This window comes from Streptomyces sp. NPDC060035 (assembly GCF_042736635.1).
Taxonomy (GTDB): Bacteria; Actinomycetota; Actinomycetes; order Streptomycetales; family Streptomycetaceae; genus Streptomyces.
The window spans coordinates 29123-53944 of record NZ_JBHWVO010000039.1 but is presented as its reverse complement, the minus strand read 5'-3'; the positions used below and the strand labels follow the sequence as shown (position 1 = coordinate 53944).

Here is a 24822-nt window from a genome sequence, read left to right as displayed (position 1 = left end):
TGGCTGCCAACCCGGCCCGTTGTCCTTCCAACCTGCTCATACCAAACCAACGACTCGCCGAGCGGAAAGCCACGAGTTAATGATCTGCACGCCCTAAGAGGGCGCGCGGATAGGAGCGGTCGGGTAGACCGGCAGTGGGCAGGCACGGGTCGAGGTGATCATGGAGTTGCGACGCTCTGTGACCATCGGAGAGACCTGTGCCCCCCTGTGCTGCCGTCATGGCTGACCGAACCGCTGTGGAAGCAATTCGCGGCACTGCTGCCGAAGCGGCCGGTCCATCACTCGGATCATCCCCTGGGGTGCCATCGTCCCCGGATCAGCGACCGGGTCGTCTTCGACGAGCTGCTGCAACTGCTCCGGCTCGGTTGCTCCTACGAGGCGTCGGAGACACGACGTGTTCCGCCAGTACGATCCGCAGCCATCACGACGAATGGATCCGGCTCGGAGTGTTCAGCCGATTCAAGCAGATCGCGCTGGAGTCCTACGACCGGACTGTCGGCCTCGTCCTCGATCAGATGGCGATCGACGGCGCCATAACCAAGGCCCCCGGCGGCGGCGAGGTCGCCGGCCGTGCCCCGGTCGACCGGGGCACGCTGGGACTGAAACGTCTGGCATGACCGATGGGTACAGCATCCTGCTGGGACGGGTCCTGACCGGAGCCAACCGCCACGACTCCCCACTGCTGGCCCCTACCCTGGACCTCCTGGACCTCCTGGACGATCTTGGCCCACTGCCCGATGAGATCACCGTGCACTTGGACGCCGGATACGACTCCGCCGCCACCCGTGCCGAACTTGACGAACTCGGCCTGCACGGCAGGATCGCGCACAAAGGCGAAAGGCCCCGATCCAGGCCGGCCAGCGGTGGCACGTCGAACGCACCCACGCCTGGCAGAACAGTTTCCACCGCCTCGCCCGCTGCTACGAACGCCGCGCCGTCGTCATCGACGCCTTCTTCGACCTCGCAGACACGGTCATCACCGTCCGCGGCCTCATCCGCCGCTCCTGGAAAACCCACCGCTGGGACGGGCGGCCTTCTCGATGCCCGTGCCGCCATCGCGGCCGACATCGGAAGGCGTACGAGCGAGAATAGGCGCCACCATGGATGACGAGACCCCACGACCCAGGTGGCGATTCACCCTGCCCTGGGGAATCCTCGACGTGTTCGCCGACGGCCCCGTCCCCTTGACGCTACAACCCACCGCCGCAGTCCTCGCACACCTGGAAGACCGCTTCCGCCCAGCACTGCTCCGCCCGCACCGATGGCCGGACTGCGCCTACGCAGCAGTTTGGCCTGCAACCCGACCGATGCCTGAGCCTGCCGAAACTTCTGCCGAACCGGGCTTGCAGGGGTTGGAAGGCGTCGTCCTCGCAGAGATCCAGCCCCTGGCCTGCCACGTCTGCACGGCACGCTTCCAAGCGGTCTATCCAGACCCGGGCATCCCGTTCTTCGGTCGGCACCTGGCAGCACACCAACTGATCCGCGGATGCACCGTCTGCAGCAGCGACTTCGCAGCCTCCCGGATCCAGGCTCTCGCCCTGCTACCGACCCCGTAACGGCCATCCTGTCACTATCCGTCACCGCGGCACGAAATGCAGACCCCAATTCACCGCCCCCGGCTTCACCAATTCGCCTGAGTTCTAAGCCTCCTGGGACTGCACCACCGATACGTGAAGCGCAGGCATTCGGACAGTTCCCATACCCGACTCCACGATCAGCCGTCTTCGCCGAGAACATCGTCGCGTCCTACCGGCAGTTCCTGAACCACCCGGACCCTGCGGGCCGGAGGGCGAATACAGCGGCGTCACAGCCGAAGAACGGGCCGAGCTCGAAGAGCACTTCGACAAGCGCAAGGTCGAACTCGGCAACTGCGCTCGAACCTTGCGGGACGCCCCGGCGCCACGAGCACGCCTGCATCCGCTGCCCGATACTCCAGACCGACCCCACATTGCAGTCCCGACTCGCAGACATCGAGAAGGACCTCCTCATACGACGCAAACGCACACGGGAAGAACAGTGGCTTCCTCCACACCGAGCAAGCCGGCGCCGCCCGCCGCACGCAGCGGACCACCGTCGGCCCTGGCCTTCCCCGCCCCGCCCCGGAAAAGATCACACGGCGATGAGTAGGCCGCCGTGTGCCAGCGGGAGCAGTTCGGCCGCGTGGTAGACGGCAATGACGGAGTCGAGGAGGCGGAGTCCCGCGCTGGCGCCTATCGCGGGGTGACCCGGCCGTGCCGCGATTGGCCACGGTGAAGACCGCAGGCGACGTCGAGCCACCGGAGCACGGCGACCCCGACGAAACCACGCAACCACGCCTCCCGAAGCCGGCCTCGACGCCGTGGAAGTCCCCGACCCGTTTTCTCCCCACCGCAGCGACTGGCCCAGCACCCGGCAGCGCGCCTGGGTCGGCAATACCCTCACCGGATATGCTCGCCGCCCGGCACCAGGGCCCCACCGCACGGCCGTTCGTCGGACGGCAATGCCCCACGACCGCGCCGATCCCGACACACTCCCGCCCGGCTCCGGTCCGAATTACCTGCCGTTCACAGCAGCGCGGCGGCGATGTCCTCGACCGTCGACACCGGCACGAGTGCCGACTCCGCCGGTGTCCGCACGTCGTCGTCGGCGTACCAGCCGGAACCGTGGACCACCACGTCGCGACCCGCCTCGACCAGCCCGCGGTCGACGGCGTTGCACACGCCGGTCAGCGCCATGACCAGCGACCACTCGCGGAGCGCCCGCGGATCGCCCGGCAGCGGCCGCGGATGGTCCGCGACCAGTTCCCGCAGCGCCGGGTAGCGTTCGAGGCACTCGCGGCGCGAGACTACGATGCCGTCTCCGCCGTGCCGGGCGATGAGGGCGTTCATCGCCGGTGAGGTGGCCGGGCGGTGGGTGTAGAAGGTCGGGTCGAGGATCTCGTCCACCTCGTCGGCGATGCCCGGGAAGTGCGGGTCGGCCCGCTGCCGCCACAGTCCGTCGCCGCCGCGCTCGTAGCCCGGCAGCCCGGCTCGGTCGAAGCTTCCCCGGCGCAGGCTGAGCACCATGTCCGGGGTCCCCAGATGCTGGACGAGCAGGCTCGCCGGGCGGCTCGCCGGACGGGCTGTGCCGGCGGCCTCCAGCACGTCCCGGCCTGCGTGGTAGCCGAGCAGTCCGAACGCGCTCGACACGGCGTGTGCATGCAGCCGCGGCCCGGCGGCATCGGTCGGATCCGCGTCCTGCTCGAAAAAGGCCCGCGCGGTGTCGGCCACGAGGTAGTTGCGCAGGTCCAGCGAGAACCACAGGTTCACGCCGTGGCGCCGTTTGAGGTCCGCCGCGTACGCGTCGGTGAACTGCCGGGCCAGTGCCTTGACGTCCTCGGCGCGCTCGCCGTCGTACACCATCAGCGGGTTGCGGGCCCGTAGTTCCGCGTCGTCGGTCAGGCTTCCGGCCCGCAACTTGGACCGTCCGGAGGCCGGGGCCAGCGTGGCGATCCGCAGTTGGTCGGGGGTGGCCAGCCCGGCGGCCAGTGCCCGCGCGACGGCGTCGCGGAGAGCGGTCCCCTTGTTCGCCGACGTGGGCGTGAAGATCATGACCGGTTCGCCCGTACGGCGGATGTACTCCACAGCGCGGGCGACGATCAGCAGGGAGGGGAAGGTCTTGGTGGTGTGCGTGCCGGGGTTGCCTGCCAGGTCCAGCAGGACCAGCCGGTGGCTGCCGTACGTGCCCAGTTCCCGCCACTGTGCCCGGGCCGGCTCGAAGAAGCCGCGGACACCGGCGTCCGGTTCCGGCAGCGCGAAGCCCGGGGAGAACGCGCCGGGTTCGGTGACCGGCGCCGGGTCGTCCACCAGGGCCGCGACGGCCTGCGGCAACCGTTCGTAGTAGTCGAGGATCAGGTTGCGCTCGGCGACGAGTGCGGTGGTCATGCGGGTCCTCCCCGGTCTGCTGCCCGATGGGCCGGCGGATCGATCCAGTGCCGCCGACGCCGGAACGGATAGGCGGGCAACGTGCAGACCCGTCCCGGGCGGTCCTTGAAATAGCTCATCCAGTCGGTGTCCTCACCGCGCAGCCAGGAGTCGGCGGCCGCGTGCAGCTCCGGTCCGGCCTCGCCCGGCAGCGGTGACCCGGCCGGCAGTCCCGCCGCGGCCTGCCGCAGTGCCGCGGCCGCCTCGCCGGGCTCGCGGGCGGTGATCGCCGCCCGGTACGGCAGGACCCGGCGGCCCGCGGCCAGGGTGTAGGCGACATCGGCCAGGCGCAGGCCGGGGCCGGCGGTCTCCAGATGCCCGGCCAGCCGCCGGCAGGCCTCGGAGAGCGCCGCAGGGGAATGCGCGGAGAGCGGCAGCAGCTGCCAGCCGGCCGTCGGTGCCGGAGCGGGCCGGGCGGCCTGTTCCAGTACCACGTGTGCGTTACTGCCGCCCAGCCCGAACGAGCTCACCCCGGCCAGCCGGCTGCCGCCGTGCGGCCAGGGCCGCAGCGTCCGTGGCACGGTGAACGGCCCAGTCCCGAGACCGAGTTCCGGGTGGGGCTCACGGAACTGCACGTGGGCGGGGACGCTGCCCTCGCCGACGGCGCGGACGGCTGCCACCAGTCCGGCGATGCCCGACGCCGCGTCCAGGTTGCCGATGTTGGCCTTGACGGTGCCGAGCGCGCAGGACCCGCCGGGTGACGCGCCGGCCGCCCGCCAGACCTGGCGCAGGGCGGCGAGCTCGATGGCGTCGCCGAGGACCGTGGCGCTGCCGTGCGCCTCCAGATAGCCGAGCTCGTGCGGGCTCACCTCGGCGCGGGCGAGTGCCTCGGCGACCACTGCGGCCTGCCCGTCCGCCCCCGGCGCCGCGAAACCGGCGCGGTGGGCGCCGTCGTTGTTCACCGCCCAGCCGCGCAGCACGGCGTGCACGCGGTCGCGGTCGGGGTCGACATCGGCGTAGCGCTTGAGGACCACCGCGGCGGCACCGGTGCCGTACCCGGTGCCGGCGGCCGCCACGTCGAAGGCCCGGCACCGCCCGTCCGGTGAGACCAGCCCCTCGGGCGTGTGCCGGTGGCGCGGCAGCGAGACGCTCGCACCGCCGGCGAGGGCGAGGTCGCAGCCGTAGTCGAGGAGGCTCTGCGCGGCGACGCAGACGGCCGTGAGCGAGCTGGAGCACGCGGTCTGGACGGCCATCGCCGGCCCGCGCAGGCCGAGCCGGTATGCCACCTGCGCGGGCAGGTAGTCGGCGCCGGGCCGGGTGGCGAGCTGCGCCTCCCAGTCGTCCGGGCCGCCGCCCGAGGCCGCGGGGTTGCCGAGCAGGTGGAAGAGGAAGTACCGGTTGGTGGAGATGCCGGTGAAGACCCCGACATCGCCGTCGTGCCGCCGCGGATCGCAACCGGCGTCCTCCAGCGCCTCCCACGCCGATTCGAGGAACAACCGGTGCTGCGGGTCGAGCAGCGCGGCGTCATGGGCGTCGAAGCCGAACAGTTCCGCGTCGAACCCGGCGATGCCGTCGAGCACCCCGCCGGGCAGCACCCCGCCGGATCGCACCAGCGCCGGGTCGTCCAGCAGCCCCGGGCCGACGCCGAGTTGCCGCAGCTCCGCCTCGGTGTAGTCGTGGACGGCGTCGACGCCGTCGCGCAGCAGCCGCCAGAGTTCCGGCACGCTGTCCGCGCCGGGGAACCGGCCGGCGAGGCCGACGACGGCGACGCGGTCGTCGTACGCGCTCACCTCCGCCCCTTCCCTTCGCGGCGGGCCCGGCGCGCGGCCCGTTCGGTGACCCGACGCAGACCGGGCGCAGCGGTGGGAGCGGCGTCGCCGTCGAGGTGGCGGGCCAGCGCGGCGACGGTCGGATGCCGGTACATGTCCAGCAGCGGCACCGGTACACCGAGGCTGTCCCGCAGCAACAGCTGCACATCGGCCAGCAGAAGCGAATTGCCGCCCAGGTCGAAGAAGTTGGCGTCGGTGACGACAGCCGGTGCCTTGAGGACCGTGCACCACGCCCGGGCTATCGCCTCTTCGGTGGCGGTACGCGGGCCCGGGCCCTGTCCCACGGGCAGGGGCGCCTGCGGAGCGGGCAGTGCCCGGGTGTCCACCTTCCCGGTGCTGGTCAGCGGCAGAGCGTCGAGGACGGTCAGCAGGCGCGGCACCAGATGCTCCGGCACCTGGGCCGACAACCGGCGGCGCAGCTCCCCGGAGTCGAGCCGGGTGCCTGCGACGGGCTGCACATGACCCAGCAGTTCCGTGCGGCCGGTGTCGTCGGGCCGGGCGACCGCCACCGCCCGCAGCACGCCGGGCAGTGCCGCGAGGTGGTACTCGACCTCGCCGAGTTCGACGCGGATGCCGCGGATCTTCACCTGGCGGTCCAGTCTGCCCAGATACGCCAGCCTGCCGTCCGGCAGCCGGCGCCCCAGATCGCCGGTGCGGTAGCTCGACATGCCGCGTCCGGTGCCGCCGTCGCGGCCGAACCGGACGGCGGTCAGCTCAGGCGCCTGCCAGTAGCCCGGTGCGACGTACGGGCTGTGGATGACGATCTCCCCCTCGTCGGCCGACGGGTCGCCCCCGGGGCCGAGGAGCGAGACGGAGTACCCGGCCAGCGGGTAGCCGATGGGCAGGACGTCGTGCTCCAGCGGGGCGTCCGGCGGCAGGTGGTCCTGAACGGCGAAGCTGGCCTCGGTGGCCCCGTACCCGTTGACGAACACGCAGTCCGGCGCGAAGTGCTCGCGGCACCGCAACGCGTCGTGCCGGGTCACGGTTTCGCCGCCGAGCACCACCGCGCGGACCGTGTCCAGGCGCCGCCCCCCGAGCGCGTCGACCAGGTAGCGGTACACCGTCGGTGTGGAGTGGAAGACCGTCACCCCCCGGTCGGCCAGGGCGTGTGCGAGGTGGGCCGGGCCGTGCCGCCGCACGTCCACGACGACGACGGCCGCCCCGGCGAGCAGTGCCGCGAAGGTGTCGGTCACCGCCATGTCGAAACTGAAGGAGGACACCACGCTCAGACGGTCCGCAGGCGTGATGCGGAAGTTCCCGATGTGGTTGGCGATTCCGTGCAGCACGTTGCGGTGCGTCTGCGGCACGCCCTTCGGCCGGCCCGTGGAACCGGAGGTGCAGAGCAGATAGGCCAGGTCGTCGGTACGGGCCGGCTGCTCGGCGGGACGGACGTCCGGCCCGCCGGGACCGGCCGACCCCGGCGGCGGCACCACGCGCAGCGGTTCGGCCCGCAGCCGGTCCACCGGGCCGGCCCCGTCGGCGATCACGATGTCGATGCCGGCGAGGTCGACGAGCTGTGCCAGGCGAGGCACGGGATGGGCCGGGTCCAGCGGTACGTAGCAGCCGCCGGCGAACAGGACGCCCAGAATCGCGGCCACGGTCTCCGGCGAGTGCTCCAGCAGGATGCCGACTCGATCACCGTGCCGGACGCCGGCGTCCCGGAGTGCGGCCGCCGTCCGGTTCGCCGCGTCCGCCAGCATGCGGTACGTCCACGGCTCGCCCTCGCCGAGCACCGCCACGGCGTCGGGCCGCTGGGCGGCCTGTGCCGCGAAGGCGGCCGGGATCGTCCCATGGCCGGCGAGAGGCCGGTATCCGGTCTGCCGCCGGTGCCGGTCGGCGAAGGGCACCGGCGGCAGACCGTCCGGTTCCGGAGGGATCGGACGGTCGTGCGGAGTTCCTGCGGTCACGTGGCCCCACCGTTCTCTTCCGGTACGGCGGACGGCCCCGCCGGTGTGCGGCGCAGGCGCTCGCGCAGCGCGAGCAGCCGGCGACAGACGTCCGGGGTCCGCTCGGCCGTGAACTCCTCCGGCTCCCAGCCCGGTTCGGCCTCCGCCAACGCGGCCGCCGCGGCCGGGGCGAACCTGACCCGCCCGCCCTCGACGACGATCCCGTCGGCCTGCGACCACCGCTGGTTGGCGGCCACCGCCTCGGCCCGGCTCAGTCCGACCGGCAGACGCAGGGTAAGACGGCCGCCGCTGATCCTCACCGGGTAGCCGCCGGGCAGCCCGGTCACGCCCGGCAGGCTGGTGTCCAGCTCCGAGCCGCTCGCCAGCGCGTCGATCAGCATCGCCCCCGCCTGTCCGGTCACCTGGTTGAGGGCCGGCCGGTCGCAGGCACGCTGGCCGGCCAGCGCCGCGGTGACCCCGTCCAGCGGCTCGTCGTCCAGCCAGCCGAGGGCCTCGCCCGCCGGGCCCGGCGGGTTCAGGTGCACATGGTGGCCGACCACCCGCAGCCGGCGCTGGTCGGGCAGGCCGAGCCGGGCCTGCAGACTCGCGGCCAGCAGCGCGACGTTGCCGATGCCGCACAGCACCGGAACCCGCAGTGCGGCCAGCACCGGGTTGACCGCGTCCGGGAAACAGGCGTTGACGAACCAGGAGCCGCAGTCGGCCGCCGCCCGGCCGGCCACCACGGCGAGATCCGCCTGCAGCGGGAGGGTCATACCGAATCCACCGCGCGCGAGGAGGGCAGTCCAGGCGGAGGGCGCCCCGCGGCGCTCCCACGGCGACTGGTGGGAAGCGCACAACAGCACACCGTCCGGCGCCTCCTGACGGATCACCTCGGACAGCGCGGCCCGCATGTCCGGCCCGGTCGTCCGCGACCGGAAGCGCACGGCGCGACCGGCCAGCGCGGCACGCGTGTCGGCCAGAGCGCACAGTTGGCCGACGCTCTCCCCTCGGGCTGCCACGACCACCTGCAGCGGCGGGCCGGCCGCTGTCGCCAAGGCGGCGCAGACGGAGGCGGCCAGAGAACCGCTGCCGATCACCACGACCGTCGGCACCGCCGTCATCGCACCGGGGCCCGTCCGTGCGGTCTCGCGGTCGCGAAAGCGATCTTCGGTATCGGCACCGCTGGATAGTAACGCCTCACCGGCAGCGCCGGAGGCCGGTGCGGCAAGGTATTCGAACACTTCCCAAGCACCGACGTCGTGGTTAGCATGCCCACTCAGTGCGAGATCAACTAAGCCTGCTCCGACCGGTGTTCCTGCCGGCGGTGTGGTGTCGGCGGCGAACCAACGGACACCTGAGGGCGTTTTCCGGGGGGAGCTGGGTTGAGGGTGTCGCCGATGTCCGCGCCGGCCGTGTACGGCACGGGCCAGGAGCCGGTCGGGCTGGCCGACCTGCCCGGGACCCGCTGGCAGGTGTGGCGCGACGCCGTCCTGCGCTCCACCGGGTTCCCCGCGGAGGGCCTGCGCGTGTTCGCCTCGGCCGCCGCCGCCTCGGCCGCCGAGGCCCGTCTCGCCGGAGACATCGACGAGGCCGGCTATCGCGCAGCCTTCGGGGAGGCCGCCGCGGTCATCGGCGCCCGGCTGTACGAGATAGCGGGCGACCCACTCTTCCGCGAGGCGATCACCTGGCAGAACCCCGGTGTGCTGGCGTCCCTGGACGGGCTGCGCGCGGCCGGCCCCGACGCCCCGCCGGACCGCAAGACCCGCCGTCGGCAGGCGGTGGTGGCCCGCTACTGGCAGCGCTACTGCGCCAAGAACGACACCATCGGCTTCTTCGGCCCGGTGTGCTGGGTCCGGCTGACCGACGACGACGCTGTGGTGACGGCCCGTCCGGGACCCGGCCTGGTGACCGGGCGGCAGGTGTACTTCGAGTGGTGGGCCCTGGCGGCGTTCGCGGACCGGATGGCCTCCGATCCGCGCTTCCGGCCGCACCTGCCCGTGGCACTGCAGCCCCAACTCTCGGTACGGAAAGGGATGTTGCACCGTCCCGTGGCCCCGTCCGTGGAGCTCACCCCCGCCGAGGCGGCACTGCTCGGCCTGCTCACCGGGCCGCGCACGGCCGCCGGGCTGGTGGCCGAGCTCGTCGCGGACAGCGGCAACCCCGTCCGCCGCAGCGCGGACGGGTTCATGCTGCTGGAGCGCCTCACCGAGCGCGGCGTGCTGCGCTGGGGCATCGACCTGCCGCTGAACCTCACCGCCGAACCGACCCTGCACGCGGCCATCGACGCGATCGGTGATTTGGCCGCCCGCGAGGACGCCCGCGAGGAATTCGGCCGGCTGGACGCCGCCCGCTCCGCGGTGGCCGCCGCGGCAGGCGACCCGGCCGCCCTGCACGCCGCGACGGTCCGGCTGGACGAGGTGTTCACCGAGCTGACCGGGCTCGACAGCCGTCGCAGGGCAGGGCAGACGTACGCCGGACGCACGCTGTGCCACGAGGACTCCGTGCGCGACCTGGAGCTGTCGTTCGGCCGGCCGCTGCTCGAGGAGCTGGCGCCCGCACTCGACGTGCTGCTCACGGCCGCGCGCTGGCTCAGCCACGCCCTGGCGTCGGCGTACCGGCAGGCGCTGCGGGAGGTCCACGCCGACCTGTGCGCCGACCTCGGCACCCATGAGGTGCCGCTGGGTGATCTGCGCTATCTCGCCCACGGCTTGTTCTTCGGCGCCGGCCGACGGCCGGTCGACGACGTCGTGGCCGCCTTCGCCGAACGGTGGGCCGAGCTGACGGGCGGGACGGAACCGGCACCGGGCACCCGCCGGGTGCGGCTGCGCTCCGCGGAGCTGTCCGCCCGGGCCGCCGAGCTGTTCGACGCGCCGGGGCCCGGCTGGTCCACCGCCCGTATCCACAGCCCGGACCTGCAGATCGCCGCGCCCAGTCTGGAGAAGCTGGCCGCCGGCGACTACACGGTGGTGCTCGGCGAGCTGCACGCGGCGTATCTGACGCTGTGCACCGGCGTGTTCAGCCGGGCCCACCCCCGGCCCGGCGCCCTGCGGTCCGCGATCGACCGGGATCTCGGGACGGACCGGGTGCAGCTGCTGCTGCCGGAGGACTTCCCCCGGATGACCGCCCGGGTCGCCGACCTGCTGTGGTCGCCGGACAACTGGCAGCTCGGTTTCGTACCGGCGCCCGGCGCCGAGCACTCCCGGCTGCTGCCGGTCACCGCGCTGACGGTGACCGAGCGGGACGACGACCTGGTGGCGCGGCACGCCGACGGGCAGGAGTGGCCGCTGCTCGAGCTGTTCGCCGACTTCCTGTCCATGCACACGGCGGACGCGTTCAAGCTGGTCGCGGCCGGCCCGCACACCCCCCGGGTGTCGATCGACCGGCTCGTCGTGGAGCGCGAGACCTGGCGCAGCACGGCCGGGGCGACCGGCCTGGCCACGGCCAAGGGCTATGCCGAGCGGTATCTCGCGGCCCGGCGCTGGGCGTCCGAACTCGGTCTACCGGACCGGGTGTTCATCCGCCTCGGCACCGAACTCAAACCCACGTACGCGGACCTGACCAGCCCGCCGCTGGTGTACTCGCTCGCGTCCATGGTGCGCCGCGCCTGTCTGGACGCAGGGCCCGACGTCGAGGTGGTGGTCACGGAGGTGCTGCCGCTCCCCGAGGACACCTGGGTGCCGGATGCCGCCGGCCGCACCTATTACTCGGAGCTGCGCGTGCAGGTCCGCGATCCGCTGGTGCCGCCGCACGCCACTGGGAGCGCCGATGACTGAGGCCGTGCCCGAACCCTGGGGCAGAGGAGAGTTGCTCGCGGCGGACGCGCCGACCGTGCCGCGGGCCGTCCTGGCGGCGGCGCGGCGGCGCCCCGGCGCGATCGCCGTGCGGCAGGGCCGTCGTGCGGTGACCTACGCCGAACTGGCGGCCTCGGCCACCGGGCTCGCTCACACGCTGCGTGACCTCGGCGTCAGCCCGGAGACCACGGTCGGTGTGTGCGGCCGGCGCCGGCCGCACACGATCGCGGCGATGCTGGGCGTCATGCTCGCGGGCGGCGCCTACGTACCGCTGGACCCGGCGCACCCCCGCGACCGGCTGCTGGCTGTCCTCGACGACGCCGGTGCGGAGTTCGCGGTCGTCGACGCCGACGGCCGCGCCCTGCTCGCCGACGCGGCGCCGGACCGGCTGTTCGTGTCCGCCCCGACCGGCGGCCCGGCGGCTCCGGACCAGCCGGTCCCGGACGCCCTGACTCCGGACCACCCCGCGTACGTCATGTACACCTCCGGCTCGACCGGCGCCCCGAAGGGCGTGGTCGTCACCCATCGCAGCGTGACGGCGTTCCTGACGGCCTCCGCACACCGATTCGGGATCGGTGCGGACACGATCGCCCTGGCCACCGCGTCGTTCGGCTTCGACGTGAGCGTGCTGGAGGTCTTCACCACGCTGGCCGCCGGCGGCACCGTCGCCCTGGTCCCGGAGGCCGACCGCGGTTCACCGGAGCGCCTCGGCCGCTTCGCCGCAGCCCACCACGTCACCTGGGCCACCCCGCCGGTGTCGATGCTGCCGCTGCTGGACCCGGCCGATTTCGCCGCGCTACGGGTGCTCGTGGCCACCGCCGAACCGGTGGCGCCCGATCAGGTACGGCGCTGGGCGGGCACCGCCGAGGCGCCGAGACTGCGCTTCATCAACGCCTACGGTCCGACGGAGACCACCGTCGAGGCCACCGCGTACGACGCCGTCGGCGACTGGGCCCGGCCGGTGCCGATGGGCCGCCCGCTGCCGAACCTGCGCGTGTACGTGGTGGACGCGGCGCTGTGCCGGGTGCCCGTCGGTGTGGCGGGCGAGCTGCTGATCGGGGGCGCCGGGGCGGCCCGCGGATACCTCGGACGGCCGGGCCTGACCGCGCAGCGGTTCGTCGCCGACCCGTTCTCCGGGTCGGGCGGGCGGCTGTACCGCACCGGAGACCTGGCGGCCTGGGAGCCGGACGGATCCCTGCGCTACCTCGGCCGCGCCGACCGGCAGCTCAAGGTCCGCGGTCACCGGGTCGAGCCGGGGGAAGTGGAGACCGCTCTGGCCGGCCACCCCGGGGTCCGCCAGGCGGTCGTCGACCTGGTCCCGACCGCGGCGGGGCCCCTGCTGACGGCGTTTCTGACACCCGCGCGGGCGCCGGCGGACGCGGTCCTGCGCGAGCACTGCACCCGGCTGCTGCCGGCAGCCATGGTGCCCGCGCGTTTCGTCCGGCTCGACGCGCTGCCGCGCAACGCGTCCGGCAAGACCGACCGGGCGGCGCTGCACGAGCTGGCGACGCCGGCCACCGCGGAACCCGGCGGCGGCTGGCGGCCGGACGGCGAGGAGGCGGCCGTGGTGGCCCGGGCCTGGGCCGACGTACTGGGCGTGCCGGTGCGCTCCGGCGACGACACCTTCTTCGACGCCGGCGGCCACTCCCTGAGCGCGATGCGGCTGGTCGCCCGGCTGCGGGCCGACCTGGACCGGGACGTACGGATCGAGGACGTCCTGCGCGGCCGTACGGTCGACGGCATCGCCGCCGCCCTGGCCGCCGCCGCGCCGGCCGGCCCGGAACCGGCGCGCGGCAGCCCGCCGGCGCTGTCGGCGGCGCAGCGCCGGCTGTGGTTCCTCGACCAGCTCACGGCGCAGACCGGCGCCTACAACATCGCGCTGGCGCAACGGCTTCACGGCCCGCTGGACCCGGCGCTGCTCCGGTCCGCCCTGGCCGAGGTCGCCCGTCGGCACGAGGTGCTGCGCTGGCGGATACCGACCGTCGACGGCGCACCGACCGTGCTGATCGACCCGCCCGGCGACATCCCCCTGCCGGTCACCGACCTGACGACGCTGCCGTCGGCCGAGCGGGCCGGCGCCCTGGCCACGCAGCTCACGCAGGCCGCCGGCGCCCGCTTCGACCTGGCCGCCGACCGGCTCTGGCGGGCCCGTCTGCTCCGGGTCGGCGTGAACGAGCACGTGCTGGCGGTCACCGCCCACCACGCCGTCTTCGACGGGTGGTCACAGGGCCTGTTCCTGCACGACCTGGGCACGGCGTACGCGCGCCGCGCGGCACCGCTGCCCCCCTCGGCCGCCTCGTTCGCCGACTACGTGGCCTGGCGGACGGACCGGGCGAACCGCCGCGCCGACACCGATCTGCGCTGGTGGCTGGACCACCTCGACGGCGTGCCGCCCGTACTGGAACTGCCCGGCGACCACCCCCGCCCGGCCGAGCAGACCTTCCTGGGCGGTCGCGTGGAGACGCTCCTCGGAGCGGAGACCACCGCGGCGGTGCACGCGCTGGCCCGTGGCTGCGGGGCGACGCCGTCGGCGGTGCTGCTGGCCGTGCTCGGCCAGCTCGCCGGACGGCTCGCCGGGCGCGACGACCTGGTCATCGGCACACCCGCGGTGGACCGCCGGCACCCCGCGTTCCTGGATCTCGTGGGCTTCTTCGTCGAGGTGGTGCCGCTGCGGCTGCACCCGGCCGTCGGCCGGAGCTTCCGGGCGCAGGTACGGGACACCCGGGACGAGCTGCTCGACGCCCTGGCCCACCCCGAGGCACCCGTCGAGCGCCTGGTGGAGGCGCTGCGACTGCCCCGCGACGCGTCCCGCCAGCCGCTGGTCCAGGTGCTGTTCAACGCCTACAACTTCCCGCAGCCGCAGCTCGAACTGCCCGGACTGGACGTCACGGCGGAGCCCGTACCCGTGCCCGGGGCTCCGTTCGACCTGACCGTCTACGCCACCGAGGCCGACGGACGCTACCGGATCGAACTCGTCCACAACACCGATCGCTTCACGACCGCCCGCGCCGAACGGCTCCTCGCCGCCTACGCACACCTGCTGGACGGTTTCCTCGACGCGCCGGACCGCCCGGCCGGGGACATCGGCCTCGGCCCGTACGCCGATCTGAGAGAGGGAACGACCGCCGGGCCCGCGCCGGCCGTGCCGCCGGTCCTCCCCACGCTCCCGGCCCCCGGCGGCGGCACCGAGGCGGCTGTCCTGGCCGTCTGGCGGCAGGTCCTGGAGCGTGACGACATCAAGGCCACCGACAACTTCTTCGACGTCGGCGGAACGTCACTGCTGCTCGTCACGGTGCGGCAGCGACTCGATGACGCGCTCGGCCGGTCCCTGAGGGTCGTGGACCTGTTCCACCACCCGAACGTCCGCGCGCTCGCCGCCCATCTCGACGGGTCCGCACCGGCAGCCGGTGCGGACCGCGGCACCGACCGAGGCCTGGCACGCCGCCGTCGCGCCCCGGCCCGCGCCGCCCGGCGACGCGGGCCGAACTGAACAGCACCGCCCGGCTTCCGGACTCGGAGAGGCAAAAATGACGACCCCGCAGGACACCCCCGGCGGCGATGGCGACGCCGAACCGATCGCGATCGTGGGAATGGCGTGCCGTCTGCCCGGCGCGGCCGACGTCGACGCCCTGTGGCGCAACCTGGTCGACGGCGTGGTGTCGACCCGCACCGTGCCGCGCGCCGAACTGCTCGCCGCGGGAGTGTCTCCCGCGGCGGTCGACGACCCGTCGTACGTGCCGGTGGTGTCCTCCCTGGACCACCCCGAGTCGTTCGACCACGGCTACTTCGGCATGACCCGCCGCGAGGCGGAGCTGGCCGATCCGCAGATCCGGCTCTTCCTCGAACTGGCGGACACCGCGTTGCAGCACGGTGGTTACGACGCCACACGCTTCGACGGGGACATCGGCGTCTACGGCGGGGTCGGTCCCACCCGGTACTACTGGCGGCATCTCGGCGCCAACCGCGCCGTGAGCGACGCCCTGGACGGCTCGATGGCCCTGTCCAACGCCAACCTGGCCGACTACGTCACGACCACCACCTCGTACCACCTCGACCTGCGCGGACCGAGCGTCAGCGTGCACACGGCCTGCTCCACCTCGCTGGTCGCCGTGCACACCGCCTGCGAGTCGCTGAGGGGCGGCGAATGCGACCTGGCCCTGGCCGGAGGCGCGTCCATCGAGCTGCCGCTCGGCCGCGGCTACTCGCACGTCGAGGGCGGGGTGGAGTCCGCCGACGGCCGCTGTCGTCCGTTCGACGCCGGCGCGACGGGCACCGTGTGGGCCTCCGGAGGCGCCATGGTGCTGCTCAAGCGGTTGTCCGACGCTCTGGCCGACGGCGATCACGTGCACGCGGTGATCCGCGGCAGCGCGATCAACAACGACGGCGCAGGCAAGGTGGGCTTCACCGCGCCCAGCGTGGCAGGACAGGCCGCCGTGGTGTCGACGGCTCTGTCCGTGGCCGGGGTCGACCCCCGGTCGGTGAGTTACGTCGAGGCGCACGGCACGGCCACCCGCCTCGGCGACCCGATCGAGGTGACGGCGCTGTCGCAGGCGTACGGCCGGCAGGCCGGCGACCGGGGCTGGTGCGGCCTGGGCTCGCTCAAGTCCAACATGGGCCACCTGAGCCAGGCCGCCGGGGCCGCCGGGCTCATCAAGGCGGCGCTGGCCCTGCGCCACCGGATGATCCCGCCCAGCGTCGGCTACGAAACACCCAACCCCGCCATCGACTTCCGCACCGGTCCGTTCTACGTCAACGCCACGCTGGCCAAGTGGGAGACCGGTGACACGCCGCGCCGGGCCGGTGTCAGCTCGTTCGGCATCGGCGGCACCAATGCGCACATCATCCTCGAGGAGGCGCCGAGTCCGGCCGCCACCCGGACGGAGCGGTCCGCGCACCTGCTGCAGCTGTCCGCGCGTACCCCCGAGGCCCTGGCCACTGCCGTGGACGAACTCGCCGCGCACCTGGCCGACCGTTCCGAACCGGCCATCGCGGACGTGGCGCACACCCTGCGGGTCGGCCGGCGCGAGCACCGGCACCGTACGGCCGTCGTCGCCACCGACAGCACGGCGGCGGTGGCCGCGCTCAGGGCGGCCAAGCGCCGGCCGACCGGCGAGGCCGCACCGGAACGCCCCCGGCTGGCCTGGCTCTTCTCCGGCCAGGGCGCCCAGTACGCCGGTATGGGCGCGGCGCTCTACCGCACCGAGTCCGTCTTCCGCGACACCGTCGACACCTGCGCCGAACTCCTCACCCCTGAACTGGGCCTGGACCTGAGGCGGGTGCTGTTCGCCGACGGCAGCGGTCCGGACACCGAGGTCGCGCGGACCGAACGGGAGACCGCCGAGCAGCAGTTGCGCCGCACCGTGTACACCCAGCCGGCGCTGTTCACGATCGAGTACGCGCTGGCCCAGCTCTGGCGCTCGTGGGGCCACACCCCCGACGCGATGGTCGGCCACTCCATCGGCGAGTACGTCGCCGCCACTCTCGCCGGGGTGTTCGACCTCCCCGACGCGCTGCGCCTGGTCGCGCTGCGCGGGCGGCTGATGGACGCCCTGCCGGCCGGCGCGATGATCGCCGTACAGCGGGCGGCCGAGCAGGTGGCACCGCGGCTGCCCGCCGGACTGTCGGTGGCCACCGTGAACGGGCCGGACGTGTGCGTGGTGGCCGGCCCCGTCGGCGCGGTCGCCGAGTTCGCCGCGGAACTGAAGGCCGACGGCGTCCGCAGCCGCGAGCTGCGCACCTCGCACGCCTTCCACTCGGCGATGACGGACCCGATCCTCGCCGAGTTCACCGCCGCCGTGGCCGCGGTACCCCGGCAGGCCCCGCGACTGTCCTTCCTGTCCAACGTCACCGGCACCTGGTTCACCGCACAGGACGCCGCGGACCCGGCGTACTGGGCGCGGCACCTGCGCGGCACCGTCCGCTTCGGGGACTGCGTCGGCACCCTGCTGACCGACGGCGAATGGGCATTCGTGGAGTGCGGCCCGGGACGGCAGCTCGCCGGACTGGTGCGGATGCAGACCGGACGCGACGCGCTGGTGCTGCCCAGTCTGCCCGGACCGACCGAGTCCGCCGACGACCCGACCGTCTGCTACACCGCCGCCGGCACGCTGTGGACCCGCGGATTCCCGCTGGACCCGGAGACGTTCGGGCAGCGGGCGGCCCGGATGCCGCTGCCGGTCTACCCGTACGAAAGGGTCCGCTGCTGGATCGAGCCGGACCCGCCGGGGGCCGCGCCCGCGAAGACCGGGGACACCGCCGGCGCGGGCGCCGACGACCAGGTCCCGGCCGACCCGGCCGAGTGGTTCCAGGTGCCGGTGTGGCGGCAGCTGGCCCCCACCCCCACGGCCCGGCCGGCCCCGGCTTGCGTGCTCTTCGACTTTGGGGACGGCACGGACGGCCTGTCCGCCGCGCTGTCCCGGACCGGGACGGCGGTGACCCGGGTGCGCCCCGGCAGCGGCTACGCCCGCGACGGTGCCGGCGTCCACACCGTGCGCCCCACCGAGCCGGACGACTACCTCACCCTGGTGCGGACCCTGCTGGCCGACGGGGTCCTCACCGAAGGCGTACGGGTCGTACACGCCTGGGCACTGGCTCCCGGGACCGGCGAGGACCGCGTCGCGGCCGCCTGGTCGGCCCAGGAGCACGGTTACTTCAGCCTCCTCTGCCTGGCCAGGGCCCTGGCCGCCGAGGCCGCCGACGTCCCCGTGCACCTCGATGTGGTCACCGCCGGGGTGCACGACGTCGTCGGGGGCGACGCGCGGCGCCCCGAGCACGCGACCGTGGCCGGGGCGGTGCTCGCCGTCAACCGGGAGCTGTCCGCCGTCACCGCCCGCCACCTCGACCTCGACACCGAACAGGCCCGTACCGGCCACGCCGCGGACCGGCTGGTCGCCGCGCTGTGGCGCGATCCCGGCGGTGACCGGGACCGGCCGTTGGCGCTGCGCGGCGGCCGGCTCTGGGTACGCGGCTTCGACCGGGTGCCGCTGCCGGACGGCGGGGCCGGCCCGTGGCATGCCGGCGGCGTCTACCTGGTCACCGGCGGCTACGACGGCCTCGGGCTGGCGGTGGCGGAGGACCTGGCCCGCCGCTTCCGGGCACGGCTGGTCCTGCTCGGCCGCTCCGGACTCCCGCCGCGGGACCGGTGGTCCGCGCTGCGCGGCACCTCCGGCCGCGCCGGCGCCGCGGTCGCTGCCGTGGAGCGGATGGAGGCCGCGGGCGGGGAGGTGCTGCCGGTGACCGCCGACGTGTGCGATCCGGCCGCCCTGCGACGGGTCCGCGAAGAGATCCTGGCCCGGTTCGGGCGGCTGGACGGCATCATTCACTCGGCGGGCCTGCCGGGCGACGGCATGCTCGAGGTCAAGACGCTCGACGCCGCACGCGCGGTGCTCGCCCCGAAACTGGCCGGACCACCGGCCCTGCAGGCCGCGTTCGGGGACCTCCCCCTGGACACGGTGGTCCTGTTCTCCTCGGTGTCCTCGGTGGTCGGCGGCATCGGCGACACGGACTACACCGGCGCCAACGCCTTCCTGGACGCCTACGCCGCCTCGGCGCACGGCTGGTCGGCCCCCGTGCTGTCGCTGGGCTGGGGCGCCTGGGCCCGGATCGGGATGGCCGCCCGCTCCACCGCACGCGATCGCCCGGGCGCACCGGCCGTCTCCGGCGGCGTGGCGATCCCCGCCGCCGCGGCACCAGGCCGGACCGGAGCCGTACCGATCGCGCACCCGGTGCTGACCGAGCTGGTACCGGCCTCCGGCGGCGCCCCCGCGTACTGCCGCGGCACCGTCTCGGCCGAACAGCACTGGCTGCTCGACGAGCACCGCATCGGCGGGGTGCCCGTGGTGCCCGGCACCGGCCAGCTCGAACTCGTCCGCGCGGCGGTGACGGCCTGGCGGCCCGCGCCGGACGGGGAGAGCGAACTGGAGCTGTCCGAAATCGCGTTCACCGAGCCGATCACCGCCGCCGACGGCACGCGGACGGAGGTCCGCGTCGCACTGCGGCCGGACGCCGACGGGGCGGAGTTCACCGTGTCGAGCGTGCGCGACGACACCGTGCGCACCCACACCCGCGGCCACGCCGCGTGGGTCCGGCCGGACGGTGCCGCGGCGACGGTCGACCTCGCGGCGGTCCGCCGGCGGTGCGCCGAGTCGGCGGCGGAGGCCGAGCGCTTCGACGAGCAGCTCGACGGCAACCCTGTCCTGACGTTCGGGCCGCGCTGGCGATGCCTTCGCGAGGCATGGATCGGCGCCGACGAGGAACTCGTCCGCCTGGTCCCGGCCGAGGCGGACGGCGCCGACTGGCCGCTGCATCCCGCGCTGCTGGACGTGGCGACCATGCCGGTCGGGCCGGGCGGCAGCGGTACCCGGCTGCCGATCGGCTACGGCCGCGTGCGCATCCACGCCCCGCTCGACTCCGCGGTGTGGGTGCACCGGTGGCGCGACGGCGCGCACGACGACACCGCCGCGGTCCTCTCCTGGGACTTCGCCGTCACCGATGACGGCGGACGGCCGCTCGTCACGGTCGCCGACTTCATGCTGCGCGCCGTCGAACCGGACGCGATACGCGCGACGGTCGCCGCGACGCCGGAACCCGCGGCGCCGGACGCCGAGCCCGCGGACCCCTGGGCGATCATGCCCGCCGACGGTCTGGAAGCGCTCCACCGGGTGGTGGCTGCGGCGCCGGCGGCACACGTGCTGATCACCCCGGGGCGGTACGACGCCATGCTGCGCGGCAGTGCCGAGCGGGCCGACCGGGCCCTGGCCGTGCTGCGCGGCGAGACCCCCGAACCGGTCGTCGCCGGACCGTCCGGCCCGGGCATGACCGACGGCGACGACCTGACGGCCACCGTCGCCAGGGTCTGGTCGGCGGTCCTCGGCGAGGAGGACATCGCCGAGGACGACGACTTCTTCGAGCTGGGCGGGAATTCGCTCGTGGCCGTGCAACTGGTCGCGCAGGTCCGCAAGGCCACCGGCGTACGGTTGCCGATGCGGGCGCTGTTCGACGCCCCCACGGTCGCGGGCATGGCCGCACGCATCGCCGAGGTGGGGCTGTCACAGCCGGAGCCGGTGACGCCGCCGGCTCGCTCCGCTCCGGAGGCCACGACGATTCCGGTCCTCCCCCGCCCGCGCCCGCACTGAACGGGAGCGGGCCGGGCGGCCCGGCGGTCAGGGCCGGGTGCCGGGCGGCTCCGGATCGATGATCTGGAGCCGCAGCTCGGAGGAGTACCGCCGGCCCTGCCCATCGGCCAGCCAGGCGTGCTCGGCCGTGGGCAGCGCCTCGGTGACGATCACCTCCACGTCGTCGCCGCCCTTCGCCCGGGCCCCGCGCAGCATGGTGCAGAGCAGGCGCACGTACACCGGGCTGGTGAAGTCGACGAACTGCGGCTTGATGTCGGTGGCGACCCGGACGTAGACCTGCTCGGGTATGTCCGCGTCCCGCCGCCAGCGGCGGGCCGCCGTGTACCGCTGCTGCTCGCCGGTGACGTCGGCCAGCCCGCCGGCGCCGACTGTGGACCGCCAGGTGCGGCGGACGAGCACGAGGTCGTCCACCGTGATCCGCGGCGTGTGGCCGTCGGTGCCGGCCAGCTTCCAGGTGTCGAACGCCTGCAGGCCCAGCATGTTCGCGAAGACCTCGAGGATCGGCCACCGCCGGCCGTCCTCCGCCCGGGCGACGAGCCCGTCCGGTACGTCCGCGACGGTCAGGGCAGTGACCGGTACGAGCCGGTCGGGGTCCGCCCCCGGGGCCGGGACGAAGCCCAGTTCCACATCGTGCGGTCCGTGCATCCAGTAGGCGTTGCGGGAGCAGTGCCGCGGCCAGTCGTGCGGCAGCAGCAGACGGACCCGGCTGTCCGGCAGGTCGGCGGCCAGGGCGTCGCGCAGCACCTGCGGGTCGGGGTGCCCGAGCGCGAAGAACTGTGTGTCGAACGCGGCGGAGGCGATGTGCAGCTCACCGAGCACGAGGGTGTAGTCGCCGCGGGCCAGCGCCTCGGCGTCGGTGGCGCACAGGTGCACGTCCGGGCTGTGCACCCGTGCCTCGGACCAGCCCGGCCGCTCGGCGGGGAACGCCTCGGCGACGCGGGCGCCGAGCTCCTCGGCGGTGAAGCGCAGTTCGGCGGTGCCGGGGTCGGCATCCTCCAGGCCGAACACCGCCGTCCACCGGCTCAGGAAGTCGGCGACCACCGGGTCCGCCGGCCGCTCGTCGCCGAAGACCAGCGCCTGGGCCATGAACCACAGCTCCCGCAGCGGCACCTCCGCACCGCCGGCGTCGGCGGCCAGCTCGCGGTACAGCTCGGTGAGCGCCGCCGTGTACGCCGCCGCGATCCGGGCCGACAGCCAGCGCGCCGACTGCAGCAGCGGCGCCAGGCCGGCGAGCCGGGCCAGCACGTCCCCGCCGACGGTGACGTCCAGGTCGCGGACGCTGTCCAGGTAACACAGCGTGCGACCGGCGTACGTCTCGCCGGGCCGCCGCCGGGCGTCCTGGCCGGTGATGCCGGTGAACGTGTCCTCCAACACGGCCATGGCCCGGGCGAGTTCGTCCGGTCCGTCGGCGGCGGCCACCGCGTCGCGGGCGTCACTCAGCCGGTTCATCGTCCCCAGCGCCCACGCCCGGGCCCCGGCGTCGCCGATGCTGTCCAGCCGCTCGCGCAGCAGCCGTTCGGCGCCGAGGTCCATCGGCAGGTCGAAACCGAGCCGCAGGACCCCGGCGGCGGTGAGCTCGTCGAGCTGGGCGTACACGTCGGCCGGGCGGCGGAACGTGCCGGCCGCGGTCAGCTCGGCCGCGAGCTCGCCGGCCCGCCGGTGCCCGTCGCAGCGGGCCACCAGCTCGGCGGCGCCGGCCGGCAGGTCCTGCGCGGGCCGGTTCGGCCACACCAGTCGGCGGCCGTCGAGATGCAGCTGCGGCTGCCTGGCCACGGGCAGCCAGGGGCGCAGTCGTTCGTCGGCCGCGATGTGCGCCGCCAGCGCGTCGAGCGCCCACCACTCGAAGTGCACCGCTGTGTCCCGGACGAGCGCCGGCCCGTGCCGAAGGTCCAGCCGCGGACCGCCGTTGTCCACCGTCGACCAGCACATCGGGCCGAAGAAGCCGATCGTGTCGTTCTTCGTGCAGTACCGCTGCCAGTACTTGGCGACGATCTCCTCCCGGCGGCGGCGGCGTTCGTTCCGCCGCGCCCCGGGCCCGTCGCGCAGCACCCCGGCCACGGAGCTGAGCGCCCCGGGATTCTGCCAGGTGACCGCCTGGCGGAACAGCGGATCGGCGCACACGTCGTGGACGGCCCGGCCCAGTTCACTCATCGCGGCGGCGAACGCGGCGTCGACCCGGGCGGCTTCACCGGTACCTTCCAGGTACCGGTCCACGGTCCGGGCCAGCTCCGGGGCGCAGAACGCGGCGACGCCGTCGGCGGGAAACCCGGCGGAGCGCACCAGGGTGTGCCGCCACACGCTCCACGAGGTGCCGGGCAGGGGGACGAGATGATCGGACAAGGTGGTCACCGGCTCCCAATCAGTGGATGCTGCGGGTGAAACGACGGACGGCCCAGGCGGCCGAAAGACTCCCTACGAGGACCACGATCACCAGTGCCCGGACCACCGAGGGGTCGCTGTAGGTGCCGGCGAACAGCGCCCGGGACGCGACCACCGCGTGCTGCACCGGATTGAACTCGGCGGCCCGGCGCAGCCACTCGGGGGCATAGGCGACCGGGATGAGGATGCCGGACGTCAGCATCAGGGGCAGATTGATGATGTTGGCCAGGGCCGCGAGGGACATCTCCGACCGCACGACGGTCGCCAGCGCGTACGACAGCGAGGTTGCCGCCAGGGCCACGAACGCCATCAGTACGAAGGTCAGCAGCAGCGGTCCGATCCGCAGCGGGAAGCCGAACGGCACGGCGAGGGCCACCAGGACCGAGCCCTGGACGAGCAGCATGAAGATGTCCCGCGCGCACCGGCCCAGCAGCAGCGCCGTCCGGCTGACCGGCGTGACCCGCATCCGCTCCAGCAGTCCGGCGTGGATCTCGCTGACCAGGCCCACGCCGGCGAAGATGGTGCCGAACACGGCGGTCTCCACCAGGAGCCCGGGCAGGAACACCGAGTAGGACTGGTCGCGGGACATGCCCAGCGAGCGCTCCCACAGCGGTCCGAAGAGCACGACGAAGTACACGGGCGGGGCCAGCGCGACCAGAACCATGAGCGGTTCGCGCAGGCTCAGCCGCAAGGACCGGTTGAAGACGATCCAGATCTCCCGGGCCAAGGTGATCACTCCGGGCCCTCCTCGTCGGCCAGCGATCGGCCGGTGTGGGCCATGAAGACGTCGTCGAGGCTGGGCTGGTGCAGTTCGATGGCCACCGGTCCGGCGCCGGCCTCGTGCAGCGCGCCGAGCAGGCCGGGAATCGCCGTGGTGCCGTCGGGCACGTGCAGCCGGAGCCGGTGCCGACGGGTGTCGGCCTGCTGCAGGCCCGGTTCCCGCCCCAGCACCCCGGCGGCGGTCGCCGCGTCGGTCTCGCCGGCGAAGCGCAGGGTCACCACGTCGCCGCCGACGGCCCGCTTCAGCTCGGCCGGCGAGCCGACCGCGACGACAGTCCCGTGATCCATGACGGCCACCCGGTCGCACAGCGCGTCGGCCTCGTCCAGGTAATGCGTGGTGACGAAGATCGTGGTGCCGGCGGCGCGCTGCCGTCGCACCTCCTGCCACAGGTCGCTGCGGCTCGCCGGATCGAGCCCCGTGGTCGGTTCGTCGAGGAACAGCAGCACCGGTTCGTGCACGATGCCCAGGGCGATGTCCACCCGCCGCCGCTGGCCGCCGGAGTAGGTGCCGCACTGCCGGTCCGCGAAATCCGCCATGCCGAGCGCGTCGACGACCTCGGCCGCGCGGCGGGTGGCGGCCGCCTTCGACATGCCGTGCAGGCGCCCCTGCATCACCAGTTCCTCGCAGGCCGTGACCAGCCGCCAGGTGGCCGGGCCCTGTGCCACGTACCCGATCCGCCGGCGCACCCGGCGGGGGTGCCGGCGCAGGTCTGCGCCGGCCACCGTGGCCTCGCCGCCGTCCGGTGGCAGCAGCGTGGTCAGCATCCGCATCAGGGTCGACTTGCCGGCCCCGTTCGGGCCCAGGAAGCCGAATATCTCCCCCTCGGCGACGTCCAGGTCGAGGTCGCGTACCGCCGGAACGCTGACCTTGCGGCTGCGGAAGGTCTTGCACAGACCACGGGCCTCGATCACGACGCCGGCCCGGCGTCCTCCATCGACCGCACCAGGCTCCGGGGCCGCATGTCCGTCCAGTGCGTCTCGATGTGGTCCAGGCACGCCTGGCGGCTGTCCTCCGGGTGCGCCACCGTCCAGCCTGCGGGCACCTCGGCGAACGAGGGCCACAGCGAGTGCTGACCCTCGTCGTTGACCAGGACCAGGAAGCGGCCTTCGGCGTCGTCGAACGGATTGGTCATGATGTTCTG

11 protein-coding genes and 1 pseudogene are annotated in these 24822 nt (G+C 74.0%); 4 read left to right on the top strand and 8 right to left on the bottom strand.

Annotated elements, in window-relative coordinates:
• The first annotated feature begins 195 nt into the window (after positions 1-195).
• A pseudogene (locus tag ACFWBQ_RS35295) lies at positions 196-1092 on the top strand (IS5 family transposase).
• A gap of 1451 nt (positions 1093-2543) precedes the next feature.
• On the opposite strand, the gene ACFWBQ_RS35290 reads toward ACFWBQ_RS35295, so the two are convergent.
• From ACFWBQ_RS35290 to ACFWBQ_RS35275, 4 genes are read right to left on the bottom strand one after another with little or no spacing between them, the layout of a single operon-like run.
• On the bottom strand, positions 2544-3902 hold the full coding sequence (locus ACFWBQ_RS35290; protein WP_385506980.1) for a DUF6002 family protein: 1359 nt from the start codon (positions 3900-3902) through the stop codon (positions 2544-2546).
• The gene (locus tag ACFWBQ_RS35285) at positions 3899-5671 is read right to left on the bottom strand and encodes a beta-ketoacyl synthase N-terminal-like domain-containing protein (RefSeq protein ID WP_385506973.1); all 1773 of its coding nucleotides are present in this window, start codon (positions 5669-5671) and stop codon (positions 3899-3901) included. The genes ACFWBQ_RS35290 and ACFWBQ_RS35285 overlap by 4 nt, the downstream gene beginning before the upstream one ends.
• Entirely contained in the window at positions 5668-7617 is a 1950-nt protein-coding gene (locus ACFWBQ_RS35280; RefSeq protein ID WP_385506969.1) for an amino acid adenylation domain-containing protein, read from the bottom strand. Before ACFWBQ_RS35280 ends, ACFWBQ_RS35285 begins: the two co-directional genes overlap by 4 nt.
• Complete coding sequence (locus ACFWBQ_RS35275; RefSeq protein ID WP_385506957.1) at positions 7614-8717, bottom strand: hypothetical protein; 1104 nt, start codon at positions 8715-8717, stop codon at positions 7614-7616. Before ACFWBQ_RS35275 ends, ACFWBQ_RS35280 begins: the two co-directional genes overlap by 4 nt.
• A 276-nt stretch (positions 8718-8993) precedes the next feature.
• Between ACFWBQ_RS35275 and ACFWBQ_RS35270 the strand changes: the two genes are divergently transcribed.
• From ACFWBQ_RS35270 to ACFWBQ_RS35260, 3 genes are read left to right on the top strand one after another with little or no spacing between them, the layout of a single operon-like run.
• The gene (locus ACFWBQ_RS35270) at positions 8994-11369 is read left to right on the top strand and encodes a lantibiotic dehydratase (RefSeq protein ID WP_385506950.1); all 2376 of its coding nucleotides are present in this window, start codon (positions 8994-8996) and stop codon (positions 11367-11369) included.
• Positions 11362-14877, top strand: coding sequence for an amino acid adenylation domain-containing protein (locus ACFWBQ_RS35265; RefSeq protein ID WP_385506947.1), 3516 nt, complete (start codon positions 11362-11364; stop codon positions 14875-14877). The genes ACFWBQ_RS35270 and ACFWBQ_RS35265 overlap by 8 nt, the downstream gene beginning before the upstream one ends.
• Before the next feature lie 37 nt (positions 14878-14914).
• Positions 14915-20521 (top strand): SDR family NAD(P)-dependent oxidoreductase, encoded by a 5607-nt coding sequence (locus ACFWBQ_RS35260; RefSeq protein WP_385506945.1) that lies wholly within the window; start codon positions 14915-14917, stop codon positions 20519-20521.
• Positions 20522-20548: 27 nt separating this feature from the next.
• Here the strand turns inward: ACFWBQ_RS35260 and ACFWBQ_RS35255 are convergent, their stop codons facing one another.
• The 4 genes from ACFWBQ_RS35255 to ACFWBQ_RS35240 are packed head-to-tail and all read right to left on the bottom strand — an operon-like array spanning position 20549 to position 24813.
• Positions 20549-22870 (bottom strand): lantibiotic dehydratase, encoded by a 2322-nt coding sequence (locus tag ACFWBQ_RS35255; protein ID WP_385506936.1) that lies wholly within the window; start codon positions 22868-22870, stop codon positions 20549-20551.
• Positions 22871-22880: 10 nt separating this feature from the next.
• Positions 22881-23636: an ABC transporter permease gene (locus ACFWBQ_RS35250; RefSeq protein WP_385506920.1), complete on the bottom strand. Its 756-nt coding sequence runs from the start codon at positions 23634-23636 to the stop codon at positions 22881-22883.
• Complete coding sequence (locus ACFWBQ_RS35245) at positions 23633-24592, bottom strand: ATP-binding cassette domain-containing protein (RefSeq protein ID WP_385506904.1); 960 nt, start codon at positions 24590-24592, stop codon at positions 23633-23635. The genes ACFWBQ_RS35250 and ACFWBQ_RS35245 overlap by 4 nt, the downstream gene beginning before the upstream one ends.
• Positions 24589-24813 (bottom strand): MbtH family protein, encoded by a 225-nt coding sequence (locus ACFWBQ_RS35240; protein ID WP_385506900.1) that lies wholly within the window; start codon positions 24811-24813, stop codon positions 24589-24591. Before ACFWBQ_RS35240 ends, ACFWBQ_RS35245 begins: the two co-directional genes overlap by 4 nt.
• Positions 24814-24822: the final 9 nt, after the last annotated feature.

What these genes read in the sequence shown, in the direction of transcription:
- ACFWBQ_RS35240 (WP_385506900.1), bottom strand. Translation starts at nt 24,813, where the DNA reads ATGACCAATCCGTTCGACGACGCCGAAGGCCGCTTCCTGGTCCTGGTC.
- ACFWBQ_RS35270 (WP_385506950.1), top strand. Translation starts at nt 8,994, where the DNA reads ATGTCCGCGCCGGCCGTGTACGGCACGGGCCAGGAGCCGGTCGGGCTG.
- ACFWBQ_RS35265 (WP_385506947.1), top strand. Translation starts at nt 11,362, where the DNA reads ATGACTGAGGCCGTGCCCGAACCCTGGGGCAGAGGAGAGTTGCTCGCG.
- ACFWBQ_RS35260 (WP_385506945.1), top strand. Translation starts at nt 14,915, where the DNA reads ATGACGACCCCGCAGGACACCCCCGGCGGCGATGGCGACGCCGAACCG.
- ACFWBQ_RS35275 (WP_385506957.1), bottom strand. Translation starts at nt 8,717, where the DNA reads ATGACGGCGGTGCCGACGGTCGTGGTGATCGGCAGCGGTTCTCTGGCC.
- ACFWBQ_RS35290 (WP_385506980.1), bottom strand. Translation starts at nt 3,902, where the DNA reads ATGACCACCGCACTCGTCGCCGAGCGCAACCTGATCCTCGACTACTAC.